This is a genomic window from Terrabacter sp. 2TAF16 (assembly GCF_052115065.1).
Taxonomy (GTDB): Bacteria; Actinomycetota; Actinomycetes; order Actinomycetales; family Dermatophilaceae; genus Terrabacter.
The window spans coordinates 165,023-179,859 of the sequence record NZ_JBFRFZ010000006.1; the positions used below are offsets into that span (position 1 = coordinate 165,023).

General features: G+C 71.7%; 12 protein-coding genes and 1 tRNA gene. 7 read left to right on the top strand and 6 right to left on the bottom strand.

What is annotated here, in order from left to right; translation table 11 throughout:
* Nucleotides 1-68 precede the first annotated feature (68 nt).
* From lysA to AB4Z14_RS09595, 3 genes are all read right to left on the bottom strand, one after another.
* A complete protein-coding gene (gene lysA / locus AB4Z14_RS09585; protein WP_442275001.1) occupies nt 69-1,487 on the bottom strand; it encodes a diaminopimelate decarboxylase in 1,419 nt (472 codons plus the stop codon).
* Nucleotides 1,488-1,489: 2 nt separating this feature from the next.
* Nucleotides 1,490-2,284, bottom strand: coding sequence for a DALR anticodon-binding domain-containing protein (locus AB4Z14_RS09590; protein ID WP_442275002.1), 795 nt, complete (start codon nt 2,282-2,284; stop codon nt 1,490-1,492).
* 161 nt (nt 2,285-2,445) lie between these two features.
* Nucleotides 2,446-2,520, bottom strand: a tRNA-Arg gene (locus tag AB4Z14_RS09595).
* A gap of 106 nt (nt 2,521-2,626) precedes the next feature.
* Here AB4Z14_RS09595 and AB4Z14_RS09600 point away from each other — a divergent pair.
* Complete coding sequence (locus AB4Z14_RS09600; protein WP_442275003.1) at nt 2,627-3,454, top strand: class I SAM-dependent methyltransferase; 828 nt, start codon at nt 2,627-2,629, stop codon at nt 3,452-3,454.
* A gap of 179 nt (nt 3,455-3,633) precedes the next feature.
* Nucleotides 3,634-4,251: an ASCH domain-containing protein gene (locus AB4Z14_RS09605; protein WP_442275004.1), complete on the top strand. Its 618-nt coding sequence runs from the start codon at nt 3,634-3,636 to the stop codon at nt 4,249-4,251.
* A 28-nt stretch (nt 4,252-4,279) separates the two neighbouring features.
* Here the strand turns inward: AB4Z14_RS09605 and AB4Z14_RS09610 are convergent, their stop codons facing one another.
* Both AB4Z14_RS09610 and AB4Z14_RS09615 read right to left on the bottom strand, forming a co-directional pair.
* Entirely contained in the window at nt 4,280-5,317 is a 1,038-nt protein-coding gene (locus AB4Z14_RS09610) for a hemolysin family protein (protein WP_442275005.1), read from the bottom strand.
* Nucleotides 5,314-6,720: a hemolysin family protein gene (locus AB4Z14_RS09615; RefSeq protein ID WP_442275006.1), complete on the bottom strand. Its 1,407-nt coding sequence runs from the start codon at nt 6,718-6,720 to the stop codon at nt 5,314-5,316. Before AB4Z14_RS09615 ends, AB4Z14_RS09610 begins: the two co-directional genes overlap by 4 nt.
* A gap of 247 nt (nt 6,721-6,967) precedes the next feature.
* On the opposite strand from AB4Z14_RS09615, the gene AB4Z14_RS09620 reads away from it, so the two are divergent.
* From AB4Z14_RS09620 to AB4Z14_RS09640, 5 genes are all read left to right on the top strand, one after another.
* On the top strand, nt 6,968-8,020 hold the full coding sequence (locus AB4Z14_RS09620; RefSeq protein ID WP_442275007.1) for an ABC transporter ATP-binding protein: 1,053 nt from the start codon (nt 6,968-6,970) through the stop codon (nt 8,018-8,020).
* On the top strand, nt 8,017-8,820 hold the full coding sequence (locus AB4Z14_RS09625) for an ABC transporter permease subunit (RefSeq protein ID WP_056770552.1): 804 nt from the start codon (nt 8,017-8,019) through the stop codon (nt 8,818-8,820). Before AB4Z14_RS09620 ends, AB4Z14_RS09625 begins: the two co-directional genes overlap by 4 nt.
* A gap of 193 nt (nt 8,821-9,013) precedes the next feature.
* Nucleotides 9,014-12,922 carry a multifunctional oxoglutarate decarboxylase/oxoglutarate dehydrogenase thiamine pyrophosphate-binding subunit/dihydrolipoyllysine-residue succinyltransferase subunit gene (locus AB4Z14_RS09630; RefSeq protein WP_442275008.1) on the top strand — a complete coding sequence of 1,303 codons (3,909 nt, stop codon included), beginning with the start codon at nt 9,014-9,016 and terminating at the stop codon, nt 12,920-12,922.
* Nucleotides 12,923-13,106: 184 nt separating this feature from the next.
* Nucleotides 13,107-13,283, top strand: coding sequence for a DUF6104 family protein (locus tag AB4Z14_RS09635; protein ID WP_020142973.1), 177 nt, complete (start codon nt 13,107-13,109; stop codon nt 13,281-13,283).
* A gap of 3 nt (nt 13,284-13,286) precedes the next feature.
* Nucleotides 13,287-14,147, top strand: coding sequence for a GDSL-type esterase/lipase family protein (locus AB4Z14_RS09640; protein ID WP_442275009.1), 861 nt, complete (start codon nt 13,287-13,289; stop codon nt 14,145-14,147).
* Here the strand turns inward: AB4Z14_RS09640 and AB4Z14_RS09645 are convergent.
* Nucleotides 14,140-14,568 (bottom strand): hypothetical protein, encoded by a 429-nt coding sequence (locus tag AB4Z14_RS09645; protein ID WP_442275010.1) that lies wholly within the window; start codon nt 14,566-14,568, stop codon nt 14,140-14,142. The genes AB4Z14_RS09640 and AB4Z14_RS09645 overlap by 8 nt on opposite strands.
* Between the last annotated feature and the right edge of the window lie 269 nt (nt 14,569-14,837).

The window sequence follows — 14,837 nt, forward strand, 5'->3', positions numbered from 1 at the left end:
CCTGTCCGGGTGCTGGACGGTCATTGTTTCGCGATCCGGACATCCGTGGCGCAGGATCTGCAGATCCATCAGACGTCGAGGGCGAGGAGGTCGTCGATGGTCTCGCGCCGCACGATGACCCGGGCGACCCCCTCACGGACCGCGACGACGGGTGGGCGCGGCGTGTGGTTGTACTGGCTCGACAGGGAGCGGCAGTAGGCGCCCGTGCCGGGGACGGCGATGAGGTCACCCGCACCGACGTCGGCCGGGAGGAACTCGTCCTTGACGACGATGTCGCCGCTCTCGCAGTGCCTGCCCACGACGCGGGCGAGCACGGGGGGTGCGGTCGACGCCCGGCTCGCGAGCGTGCACGAGTAGTTGGCGTCGTAGAGCGCGGTGCGGACGTTGTCGCTCATGCCGCCGTCGACGGAGACGTAGACGCGCTCCGCTCCCCCGTCGAGGTCGACCGGCTTGACCGTGCCGACCTCGTAGAGCGTGAAGGTCGTGGGGCCCGCGATGGCGCGTCCCGGCTCGATCGAGATGCGCGGCACGGCGACCTCCTCGGCACGGCACTCGCGCTCGATGATCTCGGCCATGCCGGCCGCGAGGTTCTTCGGCGGCAGGGGGTCGTGCTCGGTCGTGTAGGCGATGCCGAAGCCGCCGCCGAGGTCGAGCTCGGGCAGCTCGACGCCGAGCTCGCGCGCGATACGGGTGTGCAGCCCGACGATGCGGCGGGCCGACACCTCGAAGCCGGCGGTGTCGAAGATCTGCGAGCCGATGTGGCTGTGCAGACCGAGGAGGCGCAGCGACTCGGGCCGGTCGAGGATGCGACGTGCGGCCTCGAAGGCGTGCCCCCCGGACAGGGACAGCCCGAACTTCTGGTCCTCGTGGGCCGTCGCAATGAACTCGTGCGTGTGCGCCTCGACCCCGACGGTGACGCGGATGAGGACCGGTGCGACGACGCCGAGCTCGGCGGCGACCGCGGCGACGCGCCCGATCTCGTCGAAGGAGTCGATGACGATGCGGCTCACGCCGTAGTCGAGGGCGTCGCGGATCTCGGCGACGCTCTTGTTGTTGCCGTGCAGGCCGATCCGGTCGCCGGGGACGCCGGCCCGCTTGGCCACCGCCAGCTCGCCGCCGGTGCAGACGTCGAGGTGCAGGCCCTCGTCGTGGACCCACCGCGCCACCTCGGTGCAGAGGAAGGCCTTGCCGGCGTAGAACACGTCGGCGCCACCCGACAGCCCGTCGAACACCTCGGCATACGTCCGCTTGAAATCCCTTGCGCGCGAACGGAAGTCGTCCTCGTCGATGATGTATGCCGGGGTGCCGAACTCGCGTGCCAGCTCGGTCACGCTCATCCCACCGACCGTGAGGACGCCGTCAGCGCCCCGAGCGACGGAGGTCGCCCAGAGGGACGGGACGAGGGCGTTGACGTCGACGGGGGTCTGGAGCCACGCGGGGCCGCGATAGCCCTCCGCGTGCAGCGCTCCTGCTTCGTGTGCGCGCATGACTACATCCTCTCGGGGGCTGCCGCGTCCAGGCGGGCGAGTCCATTGCGCAAGACGATGCGGACGGCGTCGGCGAGGAGCAGCCGAGCCCCGTGGACGGGCTGCGGGTGCACCCCGACGACCGTCGGTCGCACCGGGTGGTCCCAGGCATCGGCGAGCGCCGCGAGGTCGGTCACGGCTCGACGCTGCTGGACCTCGTCGCCGACGTGGGTCGCGAGGCGCTGCGGCAGGTCCGCGAGGGCCACGAGCAGGTGGCGCTCGGCCACGTGGGTCAGCTCGCCGAGCCGGGTCGACGGACGCCGGTCGACCCCCGCGGCCTCGGCGTTGCGGATGATGCGGCAGAGCCGGGCGTGCGAGAGCTGGGCGGAGCGGACGGGGTCGTCGACGGCCCGGGAGCCGGGCGCCTCGACGAGATCGTGCCGACGATCGCCCGCGGCGAGGGCGTAGTGGTCCTGGTCGTCGATGACGAGGGGGACGATCGCCGACCGCGCGGAGTCCTCGAGGGTGAGGGCGATGAGGCCGCTGGGTGCCACCTCGACGGCCGCGACCGGCTTCTGGCGGATCAGCCCCTGGGCGAGCACGCGTGCCAGGTCGCGCGGCTCGAGGTCGATCTGCGGCGCCCACCGCTGGGCGACCGGCGTGACCCAGTCGGCGACGACGCCGGCGACGCGGGTGTCGGTGGGACGGAAGAGCGGGCCGGCGGGTGGCCCGGCCTGCGCCTCGTCGGGCAGCTCCCCGGTGCGAGCCGCCTGCGCGGCGACCTCCTCGAGAAGGGCGCGCAGCTGCTCCGGCGTCATGCGGCCGAGTCTACGAGCCCGACCTGCGGCTCCCTCGATGCCCCGGATGGCCCCGGATGCCCTGGTTGCCGGAGGGCGCCCCGGGCAGGACTCCGACGCTGCCGCGGACGACACGAGGCCCTGAGACGGCGCTTCGCGCATTCTCAAGGCCTCGTGTCGGTTGGTGCCCCCGGCAGGATTCGAACCTGCGCTCCCGCCTCCGGAGGGCGGTGCTCTATCCCCTGAGCTACGGGGGCGGCACGCACTTTCGTGCGCCCGGTGAGATTAGCAGCAGACCGCGGTGGACGCGGAATGCACCCCCGCGTCGGGCCCCGGACGCCCTGCCGCTGCGACGATGGCCGGGTGACGAGCCACGAGGACATCGACTGGTCCGCTCCCGAGGTGGCCGCCCACTACGACGAGCTGCCTCTCTGGTCGGCGCCGTTCGGGCTCATGCTGCTCGACCGGGTGCCGCTGCACCGGGGCCAGAGCGTCGTCGACGTCGGCGCGGGCACCGGGTTCGTCACCGTCGAGCTCGCGCAGCGCTGCGGGCCCGAGTCCCGGGTCACGGCCGTGGACCCGTGGGCGGCGGCCATGGAACGCCTCGCCGACAAGGTGGCCTTCCTCGGACTGACCAACGTCGACGTCGTCGTGGCCTCCGCCGAGCACCTCCCGCTGCCGGACGCGTCCGTCGACCTCGTCGTCTCCAACCTCGGCATCAACAACCTCGACGACCCACTGGCCGTGCTCCATGAGTGTGCGCGCGTGCTGCGCCCCGGGGGACGACTCGTGACGACGACGAACCCCGTCGGCCACATGGAGCAGGTGTACGCCGCCTACCGCAGGGCGCTGTCCGACCTCGGTCTCGACGACCACCGCCACGCCCTCGACGCCCAGGAGCAGCACCGCGCGACCGTCGCATCGGTCTCCGACCAGCTGACCGTGGCGGGTCTCGACGTCGTCGACGTCGCGACCGACGTCTTCCGGATGCGCTTCGCCGACGGGCGGGCACTGTTCGCCCACTGGTTCGTCCGGCTCGGCTTCGTGCCGGGCTGGCGCTCGGTCGTGCCCGATACGGAGGCCGACCGCGTCCTCGCCGACGTCGCGTCCAGGCTCGACGCCGTCGCAGCCGAGCAGGGGGCTCTCGAGCTCACCGTGCCGATGGCGTGCGTGACGGCCGTCCGTCGATAGTGCCCCGCCCGGCGTGCTCGTGCTGCCCGTCGTGGCGGAGTTGCACGTGCACGCCGGAATCGCGTTCATCCGCAAGGTCGCCCGCCCCCCGACCACCGCCCACGGCACGGCGCACGTGGACGTTTGCGTGGGGCTGCGCGGGCGCGCCACTGCCGGCCGGCACGTGCCACGATGAGGTCGTGCTCATCTCCAAGCCCGTCGCCGAGGCCATCCGTGCCGGCACGGTGACGCAGGCCTTCCGCCGGTGGGACGCCCCGCGGGTCAAGGTCGGCGGCCTGCAGCTCACCCCGGCCGGCCTCGTCCGCTTCGACGCCGTCAGGCGGGTGCGGGACCCGGACAAGCTCACCGAGCGCGACGCCCGCACGGCCGGCGTCAAGGACCTCGCGACCCTCCAGCGGTTCCTCGCCCCGAGGGAGCGCAAGCCCTCACCTCGAGGCGGCAAGGGCGGTGACACCGTCTACCGCATCCGGCTCAGCTGGGCCGGTGAGGACCCGCGGATCGCCTTGCGCGAGAGCCTGCCCGACGACGAGTCGCTGGGCGACATCGCGGCTCGTCTCCGACGGCTCGATGCGCGGCCGACCGGTCCGTGGACCCGCGAGATCCTCGAGTGGATCCGCGACAACCCGCACGTCGTCTCGAAGGAGCTGGCCGCCCTGCGCGGCGTCGAGCTGCTCCCGATGAAGGTCGACATCCGCAAGCTCAAGGCCCTCGGGCTGACGATCAGCCACGACGTCGGCTACGAGCTCTCACCGCGCGGGACGGCATACCTCGAGTGGCTGGAGCGGCAGCCCGGCTGAGCACGATCGGCTCGACCCCGGCGGCTGGTCAGCGCTGGGTCGTGTCGGTGACCTCGCCGACGAGCTCCTCGAGGACGTCCTCGAGGAAGACGACACCCGTCACCGCGGCGTCGTCGTCGATGACGCGTGCGAGGTGGGCGCCCGTCAGCTGCATCGTGGCGAGCACGTCCTCGATGTCGTCGTCCGCGCGCACGGTGGCGAGCCGGCGGACCCGCTTGGGCGGGATCGGCTGCTCATGACGCTCGTCGTCGGCGTAGAGGACGTCCTTGAGGTGGAGGTAGCCGGCGATCTCGCCCGCGGCGTCCCGGACCGGATAGCGCGAGAAACCCTGCTTGGCGACGAGGCGCTCGATGTCGGCGGGCGTCGCGCCCAGCTCGACGGTCGTCAGCGACCGCACGTCGACCGCAACCTCGCGGGCGCGCTTGTCGGAGAACTCCAGCGTCTTGGCGACGAGGCCGTGACGCTCCTCCTCGATGAGGCCCTCGCGACGGGACTCCCCGACGATGTGCGCCACCTCCTCGACGGTGAAGGCCGACGTGATCTCGTCCTTGGGCTCGACCCCGAAGAGGCGCACCAGAGCCTTCGCGATCGCCTCCATGGCGTGGATGATCGGGCGCAACGCGCTCGCGATGACGAAGAGCGCCGGCACGAGGACGAGCGCCGCCCGGTCGGGCCCGGCGATCGCGAGGTTCTTCGGGATCATCTCGCCGACGACGACGTGGAGGTAGGACACGATGAGCAGTGCGAGCGCCAGGGCCACGCCGCTCGCCCAGGCGTCGGAGAGTCCCCAGCCGTGGAAGATCGGCTCGAGCAGGTGGTGCAGCGCCGCCTCGGCCAGCGCGCCGAGCCCGACGGAGCACACGGTGATGCCGAGCTGGGCGGTGGCGAGCATCGACCCGAGCCGCTCGAGCGCGAGCAGGCACGACTGCGCGCGCTTGCTGCCGGCGCCGGCCAGCGGCTCGAGCGTCGAACGCCGCACCGCCATGGCGGCGAACTCGGCGCCGACGAAGAAGGCGTTGCCGAGCAGGAGGAGGACCGAGACGAGGTAGACCCAGGCGCCGCTCACGACCGCTCCCCCGTGTCCCGCGCGGACGGCATACGACCAGCCCGGTCCGAGGGGCCGGACGCGGCGGTTGCGTCACGTGCGTCCTCGCCGTCGCCCGGCGGCAGGGACTCCGGGTCGGGCACGAAGCGCAGCCGGTCGACGCGGCGCCCCTCCATGCCGACGACGTTGATGCGCCAGCCGGGCAGCCGGACGACGTCACCGACGACGGGCACCCGGCCCAGGCTGGTCATGACGAAGCCGCCCATCGTCTCGTAGGTCGACCCGTCAGGGACGTCGGCGTCGAAGGCGTCGCGCACCTCGTCGGGACGCCACAGTCCGGGGACGGTCCACGACCCGTCGATGAGCTCGCGGCCACCCTGCCGGCTGCGGTCGTGCTCGTCGGAGACCTCGCCGACGATCTCCTCGACGACGTCCTCGAGCGTGACGATGCCCGACGTGCCGCCGTACTCGTCGACGACGACGGCCATCTGGAAGCCGCCCTCGCGCAGCTCGCGCAGCAGCGGGTCGAGGCGGATCGTCTCGGGGACGACGAGGCGGTCGGACATCAGAGCCGAGACGGGCACGTCCTTGCGCCGCTCGTGCGGCACGGCCATCGCCTTCTTGACGTGGACGACCCCGTCGATGTCGTCCCAGTCCTCGCCGAGGACCGGGAAGCGCGAGTGCCCGGTGCGCCGCGAGAGCCGCAGCACGTCGTCGGCGGACTCCTCACGGTGGACGCCGGTGCACCGCACGCGCGGCGTCATGACGTCGTCGGCCGTGCGCTCGCCGAAACCGAGCGAGCGCGTCAGCATCCGTGCGGTCGTGACGTCGAGGGTGCCGGCCTCGGCGGATCGCTGGACGAGGCTCGCGAGCTCCTGCGGCGTGCGCGCGCCCGACAGCTCCTCCTGCGGCTCGATCCCGAGTGCGCGGAGGAAGGCGTTGGCCGAGCCGTTGAGCACGATGATGAGCGGCTTGGCGACGACGGCGAAGACGCGCACGGGCAGGGCCACGACCTTGGCCGTCGCGAGCGGCGCGGAGATGCCGAGGAACTGCGGCAGCAGCTCGCCGAAGACCATCGAGAAGATCGTGGCCAGCAGGAGGGCGAGGGCGCTCGAGACGGCCTCCACCGCACCGGCGCCGAGACCGAGGGCCTCGAGGGGCCCGGCGACGAGGACCCCGATCGAGGGCTGCGCGAGGTAACCGACGACGAGGGTCGTGATGGTGATGCCCACCTGGGCCGCCGACAGCTGCGTCGAGAGCTGCTTGAGCGACTGGAGCACGACACGGGCCCGCGAGTCACCCTCGTCGATGGCGCGCTGGACCGTGGGCCGATCGAGGGCCACGAGGGAGAACTCGGCCGCGACGAAGAGCGCGGTGCCGGCTGTGAGCAGCACGGCGCCGAGGACGAGGAGCCACTCGGTCACGGCCGGGCCACCCGTCCGGGGGCGCCCGCGGTGACGGGAGGGGTGACCTGGCTGGTGGCGGGGGTGGCCGGACCCTGGTCGCGGAGGGAGGTCATGGTGCGCCCAACTATAGGGAGGCGCACCGGTCCGCGGCGCCGCGGACCGCTCGCTGCGACCTCCGCGTGGACCGGGTACGCGGTGTGGTTGAGTTGGGCGCATCACGGCGGGGGCCGTGGCGCCCACCTGGGCCGACGGAGGGAGCACGGTGGTGCACGGACGACCGGAGTTCACCGGGCACATCGAGGTGCGCGGTCTGACGAAGCGGTTCGGCTCGTTCACCGCCGTCGACCACCTCGACTTCGACGTCGAGCCGGGACGAGTGACCGGCTTCCTCGGGCCCAACGGCAGCGGCAAGACGACGACCCTGCGCATGCTGCTCGGCCTCGTCCGGGCCACCGACGGCACGGCGACGATCGACGGCCACCGCTACGCCGAGATCCCCAACCCGCTCACCGTCGTCGGCTCCGCCCTCGAGGCGACGAACTTCCACCCCGGCCGCACGGGGCGCAACCACCTGCGCGTGCAGGCTGCGGTCGCCGGTGTCCCCGACTCGCGCGTCGATGAGCTCCTCGAGCTCGTGGGCATCCCCGCCGCCGCCCGCAAGCGGGCCGGCGGCTACTCCATGGGCATGCGCCAGCGGCTCGGCCTCGCCGGAGCCCTGCTCGGCGACCCGCGCGTCATCATCCTCGACGAGCCGGCCAACGGCCTCGACCCCGAGGGCATCCGCTGGCTGCGCGGCTTCCTGCGCCACCTGGCCGACGAGGGTCGCACGCTGCTCATCTCGAGCCACATGCTCTCCGAGGTCGAGCAGACGGTCGACGACGTCGTCATCATCGCCAACGGCCAGCGCGTCGCCCAGGGCACCGTCGCCGAGCTGCGTGGCGAGCCCACGGCCTACGTCCGCACGTCCGACCCCGACCGCCTGTCCGAGGCGCTCCGCGGTCGCGGCCTCACGGTCACGCCGAGCGGGCGGGGCCTGCGCGTCACCACCGAGGACCTCGCCGTGGTCGGTGACGTGGCGCACGCCAGCGACGTCGCGATCCACGAGCTGCGCAGCGAGCAGACGCACCTCGAGGAGCTCTTCTTCAACCTCACCGAGAACGACGCGCACCGCAACCGCAACCTGGGGCTCGACACGCCCGCAGCGGGGAGCGTGCCGGCCGACCTCCCGCCGCCGAGCGGACCCCCGATCGACCCCGCCCTGCTCGCCGAGCCCGCGCCGGTGGCAGGTCAGGCCGACCGCGAAGGAGACCTGCGATGACCGCGGCGGTGCGGGCCGAGCTCCGCAAGCTCTTCACGACGCGCCTCTGGTGGGGCATGGCCATCGCCGTGTTCGTCAGCGGCGCCGCCTTCGCCGTCCTCTTCGCGTTCGTGTTCACGAGCGACGCCCTGCGCGGCCCTCAGGCCGCGGCGGCTCCCACCACCGACGTCGCCATCGCCAAGGCCGTCTTCACGGGCGGCCTGCAGGTCGGCTACCTCCTGACGCTGTCGATCGGCGTGCTCACGATCGGCTCGGAGTACCGCCACCAGACCATCACCGCGACCTTCCTGGCGATCCCCCGGCGCGGTCGCGTCATGGCGGCCAAGGTGATCTCGCTGCTCGCGATCGGCGTGCTCTACGGCCTGCTCTCGCTCGCGGGCGCCGTCGGCGCGGGCACCCTCGTGCTGACGTCCAAGGGTGTCGCCCCCTTCGCCGACCCGGCGATCTGGCGCACCCTCGCGCTCTCCCTGCTCGTCCTCGGCCTCTGGGCCCTCATCGGCCTCGGCGCCGGCATCCTCATCCCCAACCAGGTCGCCGCGCTGCTCATCTCCGTCGCCGTGGCGTGGATCGTCGAGCCGGTGCTCGGGCTCGTGCTCGCCCTGACCGACTGGGGCAAGAGCATCTCCCCCTACCTGCCGAGCCGCGCCACGAGCGCGATGCTCGAGTCGACGAGCGGCGGCTTCGACGGCCAGCCGGTCGCCCAACTCTCCTGGTGGGCGGGCGCGCTCGTGCTCATGGCGTATGCCGCCGTGATGGCCGGCCTCGGCACGTGGCGGACGCTGCGCGCCGACATCAGCTGACCTCGGGCCTCCAGCGGCCACGGGCGATACCCGAGAGCGCCCCCGAGGGCCAGCCCTGTGGACGTGAGGAACGCCTCGTCGGTGGTCGGGCTCGACATCCGAGCCCCCGTCCGGTATCAGAGCATTCGGGTCTAGGCTTGACCCCTGTATAGGCAACGACGCACCCGAGCCAAACGAAAGAGGCGCATTCGCCGTGTCCGATCAGTCCACGTCCGGTGACCCGATTGCAGCATTCGGGCCGAACGAATGGCTCGTCGACGAGCTCTACCAGCAGTTCCTGACCGACAAGACGTCGGTCGACAAGGCCTGGTGGGGGTTCTTCGAGGACTACCGGCCGGGTGAGGCCGACGCGAGCGCGGGCCCGGGCCGCACGGTGACCGCGACCAAGCCGCAGACGAGCACGCCGGCCAACGGCTCGGCCACCGGGTCCACCAACGGGTCGTCCAACGGTGCCCCCGCCAAGACCCCGACGGCCCCGGCGCAGAGCCCCGCCCCGGCGCCGGCGGCGACGACCCGGCCGAAGGTGGCGCCCGCGCCACCTGCCAAGACCCCCGCCGCACCGGCGGCCAAGGCCGAACCGAAGGCCGAGCCCAAGACCGAGCCCAAGGCGGCACCCAAGGACGAGTCCACCGCCGAGGCCCCCAAGCCGCGCGACATCCCCGCGGTCAAGGGCACCGGCCCGGTGAACGACGACCGGGTCACCCCGCTGCGCGGCGCGTCCTCCCGCGTCGTGGCCAACATGGAGGTCTCGCTCACCGTCCCGACCGCGACGAGCGTGCGCGCCGTCCCGGCCAAGCTGCTCATCGACAACCGGGTCGTCATCAACAACCACCTGGCCCGCTCGCGCGGCGGCAAGGTGAGCTTCACGCACCTCATCGGCTACGCCATGGTCAAGGCCCTGGCGCTCATGCCCGAGATGAACAACGGCTTCACCGAGAAGGACGGCAAGCCCGCCCTCGTCGTGCCGGCCCACGTCAACTTCGGCCTGGCCATCGACCTCCAGAAGGACGACGGCAGCCGCACGCTCGTCGTGCCCTCGATCAAGTCGGCCGAGGAGATGGACTTCGTCCACTTCTGGACCGCCTACGAGGACGTCGTCCGCAAGGCACGGGCCAACAAGCTGACCGTCGAGGACTTCCAGGGCACGACGATCTCGTTGACCAACCCGGGCGGCATCGGCACCGTGCACTCGGTCCCGCGCCTCATGAAGGGCCAGGGCGCCATCATCGGCGTCGGCGCCCTCGACTACCCCGCCGAGTGGCAGGGCGCGAGCACCGAGACGCTCAACCGCAACGCCGTGAGCAAGATCCTCACGCTCACCTCTACGTACGACCACCGGATCATCCAGGGCGCCCAGTCCGGCGACTACCTGCGGATCATGCACCAGCTGCTCCTCGGCGACAACCGCTTCTACGACGAGATCTTCGAGTCGCTGCGCATCCCCTACGAGCCGATCCGCTGGATCCAGGACGTCGACTCCTCGCACGACGACGACATCAACAAGGTCGCCCGCGTCCAGGAGCTCATCCACGCCTACCGCGTGCGCGGCCACCTCATGGCCGACACCGACCCGCTCGAGTACAAGCAGCGTCGCCACCACGACCTCGACGTCACGACGCACGGCCTGAGCCTGTGGGACCTCGACCGCACCTTCGCGACGGGCGGCTTCGGCGGCTACCCGTTCCTCAAGCTGCGCAAGATCCTCGGCATCCTGCGTGACTCGTACTGCCGCACCGTCGGCATCGAGTACATGCACATCCAGGACCCCGAGCAGCGCAAGTGGATCCAGAACAAGGTCGAGCGACCCTACGAGAAGGCCAACCGCGACGAGCAGATGCGGATCATGCGCCGGCTCAACGCCGCCGAGGCCTTCGAGACCTTCCTCCAGACGAAGTTCGTCGGGCAGAAGCGCTTCTCGCTCGAGGGCGGCGAGTCCGTCATCGCGCTCCTCGACCGCATCCTGTGCCGCGCCGCGAGCGAGAACCTCGACGAGGTCTGCATCGGCATGCCGCACCGTGGCCGCCTCAACGTGCTGGCCAACATCGCCGGCAAGTCCTACGGCCAGATCTTCCGCGAGTTCGAGGGCACCCAGGACCCCAAGTCGGTCCAGGGCTCGGGCGACGTGAAGTACCACCTCGGCACCGAGGGCGAGTTCGTCTCCGAGGACGGCAGCAAGACCAAGGTCTACCTCGCCGCCAACCCCAGCCACCTCGAGGCCGTCAACCCGGTCCTCGAGGGCATCGTCCGGGCCAAGCAGGACCGGCTCAACCTCGCGGGCGAGTCCTTCACCGTCCTGCCCGTGCTCATGCACGGCGACGCGGCGTTCGCCGGGCAGGGCGTCGTGGCCGAGACGCTCAACCTCTCGCAGCTGCGCGGCTACCGCACGGGCGGCACGATCCACGTCGTCATCAACAACCAGGTCGGGTTCACGACCTCGCCGAGCAGCTCGCGCTCGTCGGTCTACTCGACCGACGTCGCCCGCATGATCCAGGCGCCGATCTTCCACGTGAACGGCGACGACCCCGAGGCGTGCGTGCGCGTGGCGGAGCTGGCCTACGAGTTCCGCCAGGAGTTCAACAAGGACGTCGTCATCGACATGGTGTGCTACCGCCGACGCGGTCACAACGAGGGCGACGACCCGTCGATGACCCAGCCGCTCATGTACAACCTCATCGAGGCCAAGCGCTCGGTCCGCAAGCTCTACACCGAGTCGCTCATCGGTCGCGGCGACATCAGCGTCGAGGACGCCGAGGCCGCGCTGCGCGACTACCAGCAGCAGCTCGAGCGCGTCTTCGTCGAGACCCGTGAGGCGAAGAAGGCCCAGTCCGCCACGCCGCCCCAGCCGAACGACCGCGACTCCGACGCTCCCGACAACGCCGGCCTCGAGCGCCCCACGGCGCAGGTCCAGGACGACGAGGCGCCGGTGCGCTCCGCGACAGAGACCGGGGTCGAGGCGAGCGAGCTCGTCCACATCGGAGAGACCTTCGCGAGCCCGCCCGAGGGCTTCACGATCCACCCGAAGCTCAAGCAGCTCATGGACAAGCGGGCCCAGATGGTCCACGAGGGTGGCATCGACTGGCCGATGGCCGAGCTGCTCGCCTTCGGCACGCTCCTCAAGGAGGGCACCCCGATCCGGCTCGCCGGTCAGGACAGCCGCCGCGGCACGTTCGTGCAGCGCCACGCGGTGCTCATCGACAAGAACAACGCGGAGGAGTGGACGCCGCTGCTCTACCTCGGCGAGGGGCAGGCCCGCTTCTGGGTCTACGACTCGCTGCTGTCCGAGTACGCAGCGATGGGCTTCGAGTACGGCTACTCCGTCGAGCGTCCCGACGCTCTCGTGCTGTGGGAGGCGCAGTTCGGCGACTTCGGCAACGGCGCGCAGACGATCGTCGACGAGTTCATCTCCAGCTCCGAGCAGAAGTGGGGCCAGCGCAGCTCGGTCGTGCTGCTCCTGCCGCACGGCTACGAGGGGCAGGGTCCCGACCACAGCTCGGCGCGCATCGAGCGCTACCTGCAGCTCTGCGCCGAGAACAACATGACAGTCGCCTACCCGTCGACGGCGGCGAGCTACTTCCACCTGCTGCGCCGGCAGGCCTACGCCCGTCCGCGCACGCCGCTCGTCGTCTTCACCCCGAAGTCGATGCTGCGCAGCAAGGCGGCGGCCAGCTCTGTCGAGGCCTTCACGCAGGGCGGTTTCCAGCCGGTCCTGGCCGACCACGAGGGGGTCACCCAGGACGTCACGCGGGTGCTCTTCGCCAGCGGCAAGATCGTCCACGAGCTCGATGCCGAGCGCGAGAAGCGCGGCGACACCTCGACGGCCGTCATCCGCGTCGAGCAGCTCTACCCCATCCCCGAGAAGGAGATGATCGACGCCGCCTCGAAGTACCCCGGCGCCGAGCTCGTGTGGGTGCAGGACGAGCCGCGCAACCAGGGTGCGTGGCCGCTCATGGCCCAGTGGCTGCACGAGGACCTCTGCGACCTCGGCGAGACCCGTCCGTGGCGCGTCGTGGCCCGCAAGGCCGCGGCCTCCCCGGCCACCGGCTCGTCGAAGAAGCACGCGGCCGAGCAGGCCGAGCTCATGGAGCGCGCGTTCGGGCGCTGAGCCCGCACCCGCCCGCACGGCACACCGAGCACCCGGGGGGCCCCGCCACGACGGCGGGGTCCCTCGCTGCGTCCCCGGCGTGACGGCATACGCAGGCGGTCGTCTCCCGTCGGCACGCAGGCGAAGTGCCCGGTCCTCGGCCCGCCTCCGCCTGCCCCACCCCCGCACGCGATAACCTCCCCACGTGTACTTCACCGACAGGGGCATCGAGGAGCTGGCGGCGCGCCGCGGCGAGGACGAGGTCACCATCGAGTGGCTCGCCGAGCAGCTGCGCACGTTCGTCGACCTCAACCCCGAGTTCGAGGTGCCGGTCGAGCGACTCGCGACATGGCTCGCCCGGCTGGACGACGACGAGGACTGAGCAGTGAGCGACCGCAGCGACAGGGCCCAGACGCACGGCGAGGCACCGAGGGAGCCCTACGGCGTGGGCCCCGCCTACCCCTCGTCCCACACCCAGTTCACGACCGACGCCCCGGGGCGGTATGCCGCCGCGTCGGCTCCCGCGTCGACCCCCGAGCCCGCTGTCCCCACCGCGCCTGCCGCACCTGCGGAGTCCCCGCAGGCCCCGGCGGACGTGGCCCCGACGGAGGACCCCTACTACGCTCCGAGCGCCGAGTTCACCGTCGCCGAGGGCATCCGCGACGTCGGCATGGTCTTCGTCGGCGCCTCGATGACGGCCGGCTACGGCGACCCCAAGGGCCTGGGCTGGGTCGGACGCGTCGTGGCCCGCACGCAGCACCCGGACCTCGACCTGACGGCCTACAACCTCGGCGTCCGCGGGAACACCTCGGGCGACGTCGTCACCCGCTGGGGCGCCGAGTGCCACCCGCGCTGGAAGGGCCGCGCCGAGCGACGTCTCGTGCTCAACGTGGGCACCAACGACGTCCTGTCGGGCATGACGATGGCCCGCTCGCGGCTCAACCTCGCCAACGTCCTCGACGAGGCGACCAACGCCGGGATCGGTGTCTTCGTCGTCGGCCTGACGCCGACGCTCGACGACGAGATGAACCGCAAGATCGAGGCGCTCGCCGAGGCCCAGGCCGACGTGTGCTCACGCCGCGGCATCACCTACGTCGACTGCTACCGCCCGCTCGCGACGCACGACCAGTGGATGGCCGACCTCGCGGCCAGCCCCGACCGCGCCCACCCCGGGCAGGCCGGCTACGGCCTCATCGCCTGGCTCGTGCTGCACAACGGTTGGAACGACTGGCTCTCGCTCAGCTGACGACGTCCGTGTCGCGCTCGCCGTCCGGGCTGCCGTATGCCCGGCGCCCCGGAGCCGACACGGCGGCCACGATGCTCGCCACCGCGACGAGCCCGACGGCCAGGGCCACGGGGGTGCGGTCCGACTCGTGGAGCGACCACGCGACCGGCAGCAGGAGGGCGTTCCAGAGCACCGTGGGCGTGCGCGGCCAATCGGCGGCGCGGGCCCAGCCCCGGGCCAGCGCGAGCAGCCCCAGCCCGAAGACGAGGATGAGGGCCCCGGAGGTCGCCGCCCGCGTGACGTCGTCTGTGGCGCCCGTCACCATCTCGTAGACGTAGAAGCCGGCGAAGCCGAGAACGGCGAGAGCCTCGAGGAGCGTGAGCAGCCCTGCGGCGCGGTGGGATCCGCGCACCTCGCGGCTCGGAGAGGTCGATTCGGTCACCTCGCCAGCCTAGCGATCCGGCTGGTCCGGACCGTCCGGGCGGGTCCCGGGCCCCACGGACGGGCCGGAGGTCTGGAACTGGGAGCCGTCTGCCGATAGACTCAATCCTTGGTGTGATCCGCGCCCAAGGCGTTGAACACGGACATGGTTGCTGGTCACACTGGATCATGGCCTCAACGCGTACGGAACAACTTCGTGCGCGTTTCCGTTGGTCAGGGGGTCATCCCCCGCACGACGACACCATGACTTGGCTCCGACAACGACGCTGG

What these genes read in the sequence shown, in the direction of transcription:
- AB4Z14_RS09590 (WP_442275002.1), bottom strand. Translation starts at nt 2,284, where the DNA reads ATGACGCCGGAGCAGCTGCGCGCCCTTCTCGAGGAGGTCGCCGCGCAG.
- lysA (WP_442275001.1), bottom strand. Translation starts at nt 1,487, where the DNA reads ATGCGCGCACACGAAGCAGGAGCGCTGCACGCGGAGGGCTATCGCGGC.
- AB4Z14_RS09625 (WP_056770552.1), top strand. Translation starts at nt 8,017, where the DNA reads ATGACCGCGGCGGTGCGGGCCGAGCTCCGCAAGCTCTTCACGACGCGC.